The 13671-nt window shown below is 39.2% G+C and carries 8 protein-coding genes; 4 read left to right on the forward strand and 4 right to left on the reverse strand.

The window, feature by feature from the left end; translation table 11 throughout:
* Positions 1 to 6: 6 nt before the first annotated feature.
* Positions 7 to 7296 carry a DUF7933 domain-containing protein gene (locus C2M30_RS06060; RefSeq protein ID WP_105171010.1) on the reverse strand — a complete coding sequence of 2430 codons (7290 nt, stop codon included), beginning with the start codon at positions 7294 to 7296 and terminating at the stop codon, positions 7 to 9.
* A gap of 142 nt (positions 7297 to 7438) precedes the next feature.
* On the opposite strand from C2M30_RS06060, the gene C2M30_RS06065 reads away from it, so the two are divergent.
* From C2M30_RS06065 to C2M30_RS21700, 4 genes are all read left to right on the forward strand, one after another.
* Entirely contained in the window at positions 7439 to 8374 is a 936-nt protein-coding gene (locus C2M30_RS06065) for a DcrB-related protein (protein WP_105171011.1), read from the forward strand.
* A gap of 293 nt (positions 8375 to 8667) precedes the next feature.
* On the forward strand, positions 8668 to 9129 hold the full coding sequence (locus C2M30_RS06070) for a hypothetical protein (RefSeq protein WP_105171012.1): 462 nt from the start codon (positions 8668 to 8670) through the stop codon (positions 9127 to 9129).
* A gap of 10 nt (positions 9130 to 9139) precedes the next feature.
* Positions 9140 to 10054 carry a hypothetical protein gene (locus C2M30_RS06075; RefSeq protein ID WP_105171013.1) on the forward strand — a complete coding sequence of 305 codons (915 nt, stop codon included), beginning with the start codon at positions 9140 to 9142 and terminating at the stop codon, positions 10052 to 10054.
* 200 nt (positions 10055 to 10254) lie between these two features.
* Positions 10255 to 10566 carry a tail fiber domain-containing protein gene (locus C2M30_RS21700; protein ID WP_267894191.1) on the forward strand — a complete coding sequence of 104 codons (312 nt, stop codon included), beginning with the start codon at positions 10255 to 10257 and terminating at the stop codon, positions 10564 to 10566.
* Between the two features lie 21 nt (positions 10567 to 10587).
* On the opposite strand, the gene C2M30_RS06085 is transcribed toward C2M30_RS21700, so the two are convergent.
* The 3 genes from C2M30_RS06085 to gmd are packed head-to-tail and all read right to left on the reverse strand — an operon-like array spanning position 10588 to position 13669.
* On the reverse strand, positions 10588 to 11751 hold the full coding sequence (locus tag C2M30_RS06085) for a glycosyltransferase family 4 protein (protein ID WP_105171015.1): 1164 nt from the start codon (positions 11749 to 11751) through the stop codon (positions 10588 to 10590).
* A complete protein-coding gene (locus C2M30_RS06090; RefSeq protein WP_105171016.1) occupies positions 11748 to 12635 on the reverse strand; it encodes a GDP-mannose 4,6-dehydratase in 888 nt (295 codons plus the stop codon). Before C2M30_RS06090 ends, C2M30_RS06085 begins: the two co-directional genes overlap by 4 nt.
* Entirely contained in the window at positions 12635 to 13669 is a 1035-nt protein-coding gene (gene gmd, locus C2M30_RS06095; protein WP_105171017.1) for a GDP-mannose 4,6-dehydratase, read from the reverse strand. The genes C2M30_RS06090 and gmd overlap by 1 nt, the downstream gene beginning before the upstream one ends.
* Between the last annotated feature and the right edge of the window lie 2 nt (positions 13670 to 13671).

The following is a 13671-nucleotide window of genomic DNA, read 5'->3' on the forward strand; positions in this document are numbered from 1 at the left end:
TGAACTTCAATACTTTCCAGGTCTTATAGACTGTAACCTTATCAGTTGTAACGCAATAAGGAGAATTAACAACCCAAACAAACTGCCGGAAGACTTCTTCTTAACAGGCTCTACAACAACTGGTTTCGAAGTTACAGTAAACATAATATCAGAGCTATTATTACTTACATCGTCATCAACTCGCTCACTGCTCAGTTCAGCACTAAGACTACCCACGCCAACGCTTTCAAGCTTCACTGATATCTGAATTGTTTCAGTATTTCCGACATCAAATAATGTAGCACCTCGACACACATAACCTTCTGCAGTTTGCTCACACACAAGAAACTCGCTGGTGATAGAATCGATAGAAATACCGGTAGATGATAATGCTAACTGAATATCAGACACCCCTGCCAAACCTTGGTTTGATAACTCAAAGATGAAGTCCACGCTATCACCCTGCTGACCAGAAAATGTTGAGTCACTAGATGTAAGCCTCAAATCTGTTGTTTGTAACCCAAATCTGCCATTTCCTTGGTTATAGCGAATTTCACTGCTTCCATTGCTAGATGATGTAATAATATCTTTATCTTGATCACCATCAATATCCGCTACAGCTAACTGAATTGCATTTTCTGTGATTACAACAGATTTGGATAATTCATAACCATTATTAGTTAGAGTGAAATAAGTCGTATCACCTGAAGCAGATAGTAGTAATAGCTCTGCTTGGTTATCACCGACAATATCTACAAATTGCATATCAATAAATGCAACGCTCGATAATTGCTCTTTTAAACCTGTTTCGCTATCAAATACAAATACACCGTGCTCATTCAAGGCAACAATATCAACTACACCATCATCGTATAGATCGATAACTTGCACCTTAGTTGCATCATTAAATGAGAGCTCTTTCTTCGTATACTCTCCTTGCGGTGATTGCATCCAAACTTGCAACTGTTCATTTGAAATTGCTAATACTAAATCAATCAAGCCATCGCCGTTAAGGTCCGCACTGGCTAAATCATTTAATTGCTGCTCTGAACTAAAGGAAGCTATACCATCTCTTTTAATTTGACTCGAAACTGGTGTGAAAGGTTGGGTAAACACACTAAACCCAACCTGCGAATCATCAAGTAACACAAGGTCATTTTGCGCATCATTATTAATATCAAATACAAACACCGCTTTACTCGTATTCCTTGATACGACTTGAACACTGCTTGGTGTTAAATCACCACTATTAAACCAAATACCAGAGCCAAAGTTTGAATCTGACGCAAACGCAATATCATTTAAGCCATCGCTATTAAAATCCGAAATAGCTACATCGAAAATGTTTTCAGAACTTAATATTTCTGCTCCTAACTGGAATTTACCTTTACCCTGATTAATGTAGATTGCGCTAGTTTTGTTGCCAGCAAAAATAAGATCTAATGTTCCGTCGTTGTTCATATCCCCCAACGCAAAGTTATTTACGCCAGTAATATCAATCGGCAGACCAACTTCATCGATTGATTCGTCGACAATTACTTTTGCGAAAGTACTTTGCTTTAAAGAGTTTTCACTGAATTTCAACTGAGCTTCAGAGACGAATTCTCCAGCCTCGCCAGCAAGCAAAGTATATTTCAATGTTTCAGTACTTTTTGCAGCTATTGGTGTTAAAAGCTTACATTCAACAACTAATGAATCAACAGAGCAAGTTTCGGGCACCTCGGTAATTTGAACTCCTTGTAACTCAACAGTTAAACTATCAAAGTTAACTGCTTGCTCTGAGCTATTAGACAAATCCACGCTCAAAACAAACGCACTATTTGCAATAATAGAAGTTACATCCACCGCTTGAGTAATAGCCAAACTTGATGTTTCAGACTCTACCACTGCAATTTTAAACACTTGTTCCGTAACCAACTCTCCGTCGCTTACTTCAAGAATGATATCAAACGATTGCCCTATATCCTGGTTGGATGGAGAACCAAATAGCACTAAATTTTCAAAGGAAAGCCACTCAGGTTTCACCAAAGCCTTAACAGTCAAGCTTTCGTTATCGACATCCGATACAACCACATCATATTGATAGTTAGTGCCTACGATGACTTCAGTAATAGCAACTGAGTCAAATTGAGGTGTATCATTAATACTTTCAATTGTAATTGCAACGCTAGCGAGATTAGAACGAACACCTTCACTGTCAGCAACTGAATAATTAAAAGCATCATCACCATTAAAGTTCGGTTTCGGTGTGTATACAACATTACCGTCGCTATTAATTGAAACCGTCCCGTTATTTGGTTGAGTAAATTCAATTGACGTTGGATCAAGCTCCCCTTCCGCATCACTATCATTTACTAATAGATTAATCACAATAGCGCTATCTTCTTTAACGATTACGCTATCATCATTCGCGATTGGAGCGCTATTACCAGTTACAAAGAACCAATTACTGAATACATCGGAACGATTACCAAATGCATCTTCAACTAAGCCAGCTTCCAAAATAACCTGATATTGAGTTTGAACAGCCAAATTAGTATCAAAGGTGAACTCAAGAACATCACCATTTACTGCTTTATGCGATGCTATGAAAGTCGAGTTATCACTAGTATTAACAAGCGTAATATCACCATTAGCCAATGAAACATCTTCACTAAATACAACGCTAAATTGCGTGTAAATCGATATTGCCTCACCATCATTCTCTGGTGTAAAACCTTGAGGAACTGGCACTGAGTTATCGTATAATACAGTGATTGGTAGAGAAGCTAAGTTACCAATGCCAAATTCATCAAACGCAACGTTTTGCGGCACTGCAAGTATGATTTCTCCCTTTTCAACGCCCGTAACCGTCACCGAATATCTTGAATTACTTAATGTTTTAAAATCACTTAACTGACCATTTTTAACTGAAATATCAGAAGACTCAAATCCAGTAACCGCGCCATTAAAATCAATCGTTAGTTCAAAAGCAGTGTTCACACGTTCGGGCGCAGATAACTGTACATCAACCCGATCATCAACATATGTGATTTCTAATAAGTTAGACGCTAAGTTACTATTATTGCCATTATCCAACACGGCTCCATCTGTAATCCTAACAGAAATCAAACCTCCAGCATTAGGTCGTAATTGGATACCGTACAAACTGTTTGTAATTGCTGTGATGCCAACAACTGATGCATTTGTCACATCAATATCACTCACATCAAGCCCCGAGACAGATTCACTAAACTCAGCGGTTATATCAAATAACCCAACGACAACATCGTCTTTTGTAGTCAATAGTACAGTTGGGCGCGATACATCTGCTGTAACTGAAACACTATTAGAAGCCGTATTGCCATTACCTGAAAAATCTGTTGCAGCACTTTCAGCAATATTTAACGTAACTAAACCATCGCTAAGCGGCGTCACATCTACAGAATAATTACTACTAGTGCTTATCAAATTAGATAAACTGGCATTTGTTACATTTATATCTGATATGTCAAATCCAATTACATTTTCACTAAATGCTATATCTACCGAGAACGTACTATTTTGTAATACAGTTGGCGCAGTAATTGATACCGTCGGCGCAGAAGTGTCATAACTAACATTAAACTGTGTCGCAACTTGGTTACCATTCATTGCTGCATCTTGAGCCAAATCAGCCGCGACATCCAATGTCACATCACCTTGTGCTACCGGAGTAACTAATACAGAGTAACTTGAGCCACTACCTGTAAAACCCGATAAAGTAGCATTTGAAGTAACTATATCGTTAACATCGAAGTTGAAAACGATTTCCGAGAATTCAATATTAGCGAAAAATGCACCGCTTACAAACTCACTTGCGGAAGTAATCGTTAGCGTTGGTTTCGTATTGTCAGAAGTAAAACCTACAGACTGAGCATCATTACCATTTCCCGCACTATCAACTATTTTATTAACTGGTAACGAAATACTTACAGGTCCGTCAGCCAATGGAGTAAATGTGATGTCAGCATTGTTTCCGTCATTTATCGTAAAGTCAGATGCAGTTGCATTTACAAGAGTAAAGTCAGACTTGACTAACGCCAACGCATCTATATCTGAGCCAAAATTAATATTTACAACAAAAGGGGTTAGATTATTTAACGTATTACCATTTTGACTAGCGCTAAGCGTGATGCTTGGTTTGATATTATCAATACTAACAACTTGAGATAACGGTGTTTCAATTGAGTTACCAGCACTATTTCGCGCAACCCCCTGCCCTATTTTTATAGCAAGAGAACCATCACCAACTATATTAAATAATTCAACCGTAGGCGTTGATGTATTACCGTCAACAACATTAATTGAGGCACTTGCTGTTCCTGTTTGAGTTAACAATACCCCACTCGAAGATAAATTTACTTGATCAGCATTAGTGAAAGAAACCGGAAACAAAATAGGACCAGTATTGGTTTTAGAAGCACTAGGAGAACCTATACTAGTAACGATATCTAGCGCACTATCAACAACGGTGATGCTCGCAGATACTCCGTCAGCAGTAACCGCTAAACTATTGCTATCAGCTGAAATCGTAGATGACGTCGTTGTTAAAATTACTTGACTACTTACATCTGGCACTGCAACACCAACAGAAATTGTGCACGATTCTCCAACAGCTATCGAACCACCACTAAAGCTCAGGGTAGATGTACCTGATAATGCGCCGTTACACTGATTTACAGAAGTGATGACCGCTGTTGCGCCCGATAATGCTGACGCGAAGTTATCTGTAAAGGCAATATTGGTTAATGGCGCGGATCCCGTATTCGTTAGTGTGTATTCTAAAATTGCGGTATCGCTGTCCTTAACCGACAGCTCTGTAAATTCGTTAATGACTTGAATAGGCGTATCAATGCTTAATAATGCCAATAACGGGTTTGTAACTACTGCGGACCCAACGTTGTAAGATACAGAACCTGTTCGCGCAGCATAATCTCCTATTGCAGCCGCTGCTGGAATATTATATTCGATATCAAATGTACAACTTTGCCCAGTTGAAATATTTCCACCCGTAAAAACTAAATTTGTAGTACCTGATAAAGAAGAACCTGTTCCACATAAATCATTTACGGTTCCACCCGAATAGTTTGTACCCGACACGATGTCCGACAACAATTGTGAGAAAAACATGTTTGTTATATCTGTCGGGCCTACATTGTTAAAGGTGTAACGCGCTGTTACAGTGCCCCCAGGGATAGCCGACGATAAGAATTCCAACGTTCCTTCAAGCCCTGTTACAACTAATTCACTACTAGCTGTATTCCCAACAACACTCAGACTCCCCACATTAGCTGTTACAGCTGACGTTGTGGCATTAAACTCTCCCGGCGTAGCATTACTCGGAATATTTAATGCAACGTTAAAATTACAACTTGAGTCTGGAGCTAACTGCGCGCCTGTCACAGTTATTAGCGAATCACCCACAGAACCTGTTGCTGATGAACCCACACCACAGATGTCAGTCAAAGGTAAATTCGCAGCAGTTAAACCTGTCAAAACTGACTCTAAATCCAACGTAAAGCTTATATCTGTTGCGCTAGCTGGACTGATATCCCTGTGAGATAAAGTAAACACAGCGTTGGATAGATCCCCGCCTAAAACACCTTTTGGCATCTCCACATTTAAACTCGGCGCACCAACCACATTAAGTGAAAAGCTTGGTAAATTTATTAAAACACTTTCTGAGCTAACCGTTGCGGACGCAGATGTCATTGTATAATTTAAAACACTTGTTTCTAACCCATCAGGTATTGCGATATCAACTGTAAATGTACAACTTGAATTTGCGGATAAACTACCACCAGATAAACTTAACCCTTGTCGTTCTGTACCTAAAGAAATGAGAGATACTGATGACCCCGCACCACAAGCAGGATTCGGCGTTGGCGGTAAGGTAGCGCTAATAGGGAATGGTAATGGACCAGTTAATTCTAATATTGCCTGTAAATCAGTGACTGAAGAGTTGCTTGTATCCGTGAATGTAAACTCGATTCCAACCGTGTCACCAGCAGCCACACTTGATACAGGGCTACCACTTTGAGTAAAGCGAAGTTCAGCTACAGGTGCCCCAACAACAATTAAATCTGCTTTCGCTGTACCCTTATCAAAACCATCAACATAAACAGTGCTAGAGTTTAAAGTATAAGCCCCTGGAGTAGAAGCATCTGGAATATGAATATCAACACTAAATGTACAACTTTCTTCTGCACTCAGAGAGCCATTAGAAAATGTAATTACGCCACTATTATTTCCTGATAAATCTCCATTACCACATACATTTGTAAGTTCAGTGGCACTCCATGTTATGCCTGCTATCGATGTTGCACTTAAGTCAACACTGAAGTCAATATCTGAAGCAGACTGGGAACGCTCATAGTTTATTAATGTAAATTGTAACTGAGAACTTTGCCCCGGAGATATCGGAGCCGCAACATTCATACTTAATGCAGGTCGACTAATAGCAATTTGGTCTGCGACGAAGCCTAACTCTTTAGATGTAAAACCACCCGCAAAGCCAATAATACTAGAAGAAACAATGTTTCCAGAGTAAGGTTTACTTGCCTTTAGGTTTTGGCTGACTGAACAGGTAGAATTTGCCGCAACACTTAGTGCGGACACCGAAAATGACTCATCTCCTGGTGAGCTCACTGTGCCTGCACTAAATGCTGTACAATCATTGCTAGTATCTGGGAAATCAGAAACAGTTAGCCCGTTAGGCAATTGAAAATCAGCAGACAAATTAGCAAATAAATCACTAACTAAGCTATTATCAAATGTTAACGTTGCGCGAATATTTTCCCCTACAACAGCAGTAGATTTATCTAATGAAAAACTAATAGATGGTCTATCAGTTGCAATAATCAAATCTGTTGCTGCTGGCGAGCTTGAAGCTGACCCAATAACAATACTGGGCATGTTAAATGTGTGCGTTCCGACTACACTGCTCGTAGTCATAACAGTTACTTGGCACGATGCACCATTTGCCAATTCCCCATTAGATAAACTGAAGCTATTACCGCCATCAGTTGCAGATAAAACCGCACTAGCTCCACAAGTTGTCGTGCTAATAGAAGGCGTAGAAACAACAACATTACTAGGTAAACTTGCTGAAAATGATAAGTTTCGTTCACTAGTACCGCTTGAATTGGTCAGCGTTAAAGTCAACTTACTGTTTGAATCTGCACCTATAGTATTTGGAGAAAATACCGGTACTACGCTGGCAGATATCGCATTGAAAGAGCACAAAGCCATAATACCAAGAACAAATGGCTTCATAATATAGTTAAATTTTCGCATAACGCTTCACTCAGGGAGGTGGTTTTTATTATTGGGGAATTTTTAACGATCTTAGACGATAGCTAATGACTTAACAATCTATTCACAAAGAATATTTTTTGCTAATCTACGCACTAAGTATGAAATAATTAAGTTGTAAACAATGAGGCCTTTAATCACGCTGGCTATAGCCGCATTCATAACTGTTTTATCGGGCTGCAACAGCACATCTGACCAGCAATATAAAGCATCTTCACCACAAACATTTGTAGTTAGCCAAGGTCTAGAGGTCCAGTTGACAGCCCCTCTTGGCTTTAAGTTAACTAAAGAGCATTATGGCTTCGTACAAGAAGAAACATTTTCAAGAATCAAAATACAAGAGGTTGAAATCCCTTACACAATATATGTAGCCACCCTTACAAAGGAATCATTATTGAGAGAGCAACTTCAGTTAGCCAAAACTGAGCAAGTAGAGATAAAGGGTGCCAAGTGTTTATTGTTAACCCTTCGCCGACTAATTGCTGGTACATATTACGAAGAGTTATGGTTAATTTCTGGCGACAAGCTATCAAGCCTGAAAATCAAAGCCAGCTACCCAGAAGGTTCTTCTTTAAATCATAAACAAGCTATCAAGCAAAGCTTGCTCAGCATGTCGGTTAACACTGAAAATAGCTTAAGAGTATATACAGGGTTACCTTTTATGGTAAAGCCAACGAGCGATTTAAAGCTAACACAAAGGTCTCTTAATTCCGTTGTTTTTTTGCCTCTAAATATTAATAACGCCAGCATTGTAATCAGCCATGGACGACTAAGCCAGGACATTGAAAGTACTGAGTCATTAAGTGAACACCTATTAAAACAAAGTAAGAGTTTTAGTGATGTAGAAGTTAAACACCACAAACCCATTAAACTTGACAACATTCCTGCCATTGTAAGTGAAGCCAGCGCTGTTAAAAATGGGAAACAAGTGTGGATATCTCAAATAACATCGAGCCAAAATGGAAAGTTCTTATTAATTCAGGGGTTAAGCAAAACCTCCGATAAACAACTACTTAATAAAAAGCTCGAAGAGGTTATTCATAACTTTAAGTTTAAATAAGCCGTAAGGACAAAAGATGTTAGTTAAGCACCTCTGATGTGTTTAACTAACACTTAAATCAGACAAGATTCATCATCATAGTTTAACTAAAGCGGTACACTATGATTTGAACGTTAAATCTAGAACTATGGTTTGAAACTCACACTGTTCAGACCAATAAATTATCATTCTATTATTTCACAATTGTAAATATTTGTTAAACTAATAAATAACTATTAATAATAATAAATAGTCGTGTTTTTCAAACGTCTCCCAATACGTTTGGAAAAAACCCAAACGTAGAGGAACGAACAATGTACAGCAAGCAAATCTTGCTTTTATCGTGCGCTATTGCCAGTGGCAGCGCACTAGCAAATGCAGAAATAATTAAATTACAGCAAGCAAAATCTGAGCGTATTGATGTAACTAAGTCATCGAACCACATAGACTTTACGCCACAAAAACATTATGACAAATACATCATTTCTGTTTCTGGCCCTGATGGATTTTCAAAGTCCTTTGAAACAGATACTCCAACGTTAGATATCAGCACCTTAAATTTGCCGGTAGACGGTACATTTAATTATCAAATTAAAGCTGTTTCATACTTAAAAGAAATCAAAGATACGATGAACAATGGTCGTTCAGATGATGCACGCGGTTACCTCAGTAAGACAGACGTTCAAAATGGGAAGTTTACAACCGAGAATTTTTCCGTAAAAACCTTTGAAAGTACCAATGAAAAGTCACCTAAATTAACACTCGGCTTGAAGTAGGAACACAATAATGAAAACAAGTAAACTATTTAAAACAAGCGCGCTATCAGCAGCGCTTTTCGCGAGTGTTAATGCCAATGCAGATCAGCAAATATTGGATGATTTGATCGTCACGTTTAGCGTATGTGTAGGTAACGATTGTGTAAATGGTGAAAATTTTGGCTTTGATACACTTCGCCTAAAAGAAAACAATCTACGCCTGCACTTTCAAGATACTAGTAATTCAGCATCTTTCCCTTCAAACGACTGGCGAATTGTTGCAAATGACTCATCAAATGGTGGGGCAAACTATTTAGCTATTGAAGATTCTACAGCTGGTCGCATTCCTTTCAGAGTTGAAGCGAGTGCACCTGCAAACGCTCTTTATGTTGAAGCTGATGGTGACATTGGTATCAAAACAGCTAACCCTGCAGTAGACCTTCATGTAGTAGAGGGAAACACCCCTACATTACGTTTAGAGCAAGATGGTTCTGATGGCTTTACAGCACAAACTTGGGATATTGCGGGTAACGAAGCAAACTTCTTCGTTCGCGATGTCACTAATGGCAGTAAGTTATCATTTAGAATTCGCCCAGGCGCTCCTGAAAGTGCGCTAGATATAGCTGGTGATGGTGACATAGGTATTGGAACTAGTTCACCTGATGGTCAGTTTGATGTTGCACATTCGTCAAACGCTAACAACCATGCTTTTTTAATTGACCCTTCAAGTAATGTAGGTGTAAATATCGACAACGGGTACACGCCAAGTGGGTTATTTGATGTACAAACAACCGGTGGTGTGTCGCGCCTTTCGGTTTCCAGTTCTGGCCGCGTCAATATCGCCACACCTTATGGAACCGGTAGTTCATCAGATATAGGCTTGCTCATTGGTGAAGAATCAAGGTTCAGCACTTACTTTATCGGACATACTATTAACCCGGTTTAAATGATGAGTCTGACAATGCAGGAATAGCACTTAATTATAAAGGCCACCAAGCTGGAACAGGCTACTACCGAGATACGGTATTTTTCGATGGTAAAGCAAACCTAATTGGTAGTTTTGATGGTTCTGGTGCGGGCTTAGCGCTAGGTCAACGCGATGCTACGAATATACTGACGGTTGTTCAAGGTTCTGCAACTGATCCAATTGCAGACGCATGGACCACATACTCTTCTCGCCGCTGGAAAACAAACATCCAAACAATTGAAAATGCGATAGAGAAAGTTATGTCGATGCGCGGCGTAACATATGATTGGAAAAATAGCGGAAAATCGGATATCGGTTTTATAGCAGAAGAAGTTGGTGAGATTTTACCTGAAATCGTTGCGTATGAGAAAAATGGTGTTGATGCTAAATCAGTTGACTACTCTCGTGTAGTGCCATTACTTATTGAAGCAATAAAAGCCCAACAAGTTGAATTAGAATTACTACAAAAAATAGTGTCTGAATCAAACTAAAACAGTATATGAAAAAAGGGCTTAAGCCCTTTTTTCATATACATCAAGTGTCTTTTCGACTGTTTTCTTCCACGAGAACTCTCTCGCTCTACTCAACCCTTTGTGCGTAATACTAGTCACAAATTCATCATCATACGACAATTTTACGAGTCCCAGCTTAATATCATTAGGATCTTCGTGTTGAACTAAAATTCCAGCTTGCCCCACAACTTCAGACATAGCACTATCACACGACGTAAGCACTGGTGTACCAGATTGCATTGCCTCCAATACAGGTAACCCAAATCCTTCGTATTGCGACGGAAACACAAGCGCTTTCGCAGAGGAAAACAATACTTCTAAGTAATGCTGTTCAACATACCCAAAGTAACGTACAACCCCTTTGCGCTGCAACTGCTCTATTTTGGTATGAATAGCATCACTATTCCATCCTTTGCCTCCAACTATGACCAAAGGAAAATAATGTTTGTTTAAGCTCGAATATGCTTCCATAGCCTCTAGTATAGTCATCAAGTTCTTTCTTGGTTCTATTGTAGAAACGAATAAAAAGAAACCTCGATAATGCAAATCAAAGCGACTTAAGACTTGGGTGCAAGCTCCTTTGCTCTTAACACTGTAATGTGTTGAGGCAGCTAGCGGAATTGCTGAAACTTTTTCTGCCGGTAAACCAAAATAATGAATCAACTCATTTCGAATAAACTCTGTATCTGTAATAAAATGCTCTGCACTTTTAACAGCTCTTTCAATTGCAGCGTTTACGAATTTCACTCTACTTGCAGGGTGAAATTGAGGAAACTTTAATGTTGATAAATCGTGGATCGTAACAATTTTTCTACCTGAAAAATTAGGCAAAATAAAATTGGGGGAATGAAAAACAAAGTCTTGATAGCCCGTTAGTTTAACTTTTTCGATTAACGGCACCACCTTACTATAAACAGACACTGCTAATTCGCTCTTTGCCAAGCTACTTCGAGCTTGAGCTAACAATGTAGAAGAGTTAGAAATTGAAACTGTATCAATTTTGTTATCAGCGTAAATATCATCGGAAAAGAACTTCCCATGAGCAAATAGCTTAAATTCATCAACACGTTTAGATGAAGCAAGTCCTTTCGCTATTTGTTGTGTGTAGTTTCCGATACCTGTCAACGGAGCTAATAGAGGATCACACCCTAAAATCACTTTCATTGTTCTAATAGCATCCAAGCAAGTGTTTCTTCGATACAATATTTACGATAATCACCAATGGCACGGCGTAATTTTCTATCATCGCCATAAAGCACTTTAACTTCATTACTGCGCACAAATGCTGGATTCACCGTAACTTCTATACTTCTGCCAGATAACTTTTCACACATTTTTACTATGTTAGTTAAAGATGTAGCTTCACCACTACAAACGTTAAAGATCCCCTCTTGACGTGTTTCAAGCAGTGCAAGATAAGCAGTCACTAAGTCTCTAACATCTGTAAAATCCCTTGAAACATCAAGGTTGCCAAGTTCAATCGATGTATCACCGCGATTAAACGCAGCCACAATTTTAGGGATCAAAAAGTGTTCAGCCTGGCCAGCTCCAGTGTAATTAAAAGGCCTAACAACCGTTATCGTAGTGTTGTGAGAGCGTACTTTCAGCGCCATTTCCATAGCACATTTCGACGCTGCATAATCGTTTGCTGGATTAAACTCACTCTCTTCTACGATGGGTAATTGTTTTGCATTCCCGTATATGTTGCCTGAACTTGCAATAACAAAGTGAACGGGCTTTGATGAGAGCTGATTAACTACATCAACAAGGTTGATTGTTCCGATGAGGTTTGTATCGTAAATCTCATTAATATTTCCATGGGCAACAAATGATATAGCAGCCAGATGCACAACGGCATCAAACTGCTCTGTCTTTAGCCTTGTAACAAGAGCTTCTTTATCCGTTAAATCAGAAACAATGGTTTTAATGCCCACAAATTCCAAATGTTCTTTATTGCTCAATGCTACACATTCGTGGCCTTGCTTCTGAGCTTGCGCAATAAAATGGCGGCCAGTAAAACCAAACGCTCCAGTTACCAAAATTCGCATTAGAACGAAAAACCAGCATTATTACGACGTAAATCAGCCTCAACCATCATAGCGCAAAGCTCTTCAAGGGTTGTTTGTGGTTCCCAGCCAAGGTCGTTTTTCGCTTTTGCCGGGTCACCAATTAGCAAGTCGACTTCTGCTGGTCGATAAAATTTAGGGTTTACTTTAACGACTACCTTACCTGTTGCGACATCTGTTGCTGTTTCTTGTTCGTCCTTACCGCGCCATTCAAGCTGAATATCTGCAGCTTTAAATGCCATAGTAACAAAATCGCGTACTGTTTCAGTTCGGTTTGTCGCAAGAACATACGTATCAGGCTTATCAGCTTGAAGCATTCGCCACATGCCATCAACGTAATCTTTCGCAAAGCCCCAGTCTCGCTTAGCATCCATATTTCCAAGCTCCAACACTTCTTGTTTACCTAGCTTAATTTTCGCAACACTGTCAGTAATTTTACGAGTAACAAACTCTTGGCCTCTCAGTGGAGATTCGTGATTGAAAAGAATGCCACTAGTTGCAAAAATATCGTAGGATTCACGATAATTTATCACCATCCAGTGCGCATATAATTTCGCAACGCCATATGGGCTACGTGGATAAAATGGTGTTGTTTCTTTTTGTGGAATTTCTTGCACTTTACCAAACATTTCAGAAGTAGAAGCCTGATAGAATCGAATTTTAGGATTAACGATCCGAATTGCCTCTAGCAAATTAACAGGTCCAATCCCTGTAATTTCAGCTGTGGTGAGCGGTTGATCAAATGATACACCAACAAAGCTCTGCGCAGCTAAGTTATAAACTTCGTCTGCACCGCTCATTTGTAATAGGCGAATGCTTGCGGATAAGTCTGTTAGATCATATTCTACAAGCTCTAAATTAGGGTGATTCTCAATACCCAACTCTTCGATACGCCAAAAATTTACAGAACTAGTACGGCGATATGTACCGTAAACTTTATAACCCTTTTCTAATAGAAGTTCAGCTAAATAAGCGGCGTCTTGCCCTGTAATTCCAGTTATAATTGCTGTTTTCATTA

The sequence above is a fragment of the Pseudoalteromonas sp. T1lg24 genome (assembly GCF_002964745.1).
Classification (GTDB): domain Bacteria; phylum Pseudomonadota; class Gammaproteobacteria; order Enterobacterales; family Alteromonadaceae; genus Pseudoalteromonas; species Pseudoalteromonas spongiae.

Coding starts and splice junctions, on each gene's coding strand:
- C2M30_RS06060 (WP_105171010.1), bottom strand. CDS start 7,296: ATGCGAAAATTTAACTATATTATGAAGCCATTTGTTCTTGGTATTATG.
- C2M30_RS06065 (WP_105171011.1), top strand. CDS start 7,439: ATGAGGCCTTTAATCACGCTGGCTATAGCCGCATTCATAACTGTTTTA.
- C2M30_RS06070 (WP_105171012.1), top strand. CDS start 8,668: ATGTACAGCAAGCAAATCTTGCTTTTATCGTGCGCTATTGCCAGTGGC.
- C2M30_RS06075 (WP_105171013.1), top strand. CDS start 9,140: ATGAAAACAAGTAAACTATTTAAAACAAGCGCGCTATCAGCAGCGCTT.
- C2M30_RS06085 (WP_105171015.1), bottom strand. CDS start 11,751: ATGAAAGTGATTTTAGGGTGTGATCCTCTATTAGCTCCGTTGACAGGT.
- C2M30_RS06090 (WP_105171016.1), bottom strand. CDS start 12,635: ATGCGAATTTTGGTAACTGGAGCGTTTGGTTTTACTGGCCGCCATTTT.
- gmd (WP_105171017.1), bottom strand. CDS start 13,669: ATGAAAACAGCAATTATAACTGGAATTACAGGGCAAGACGCCGCTTAT.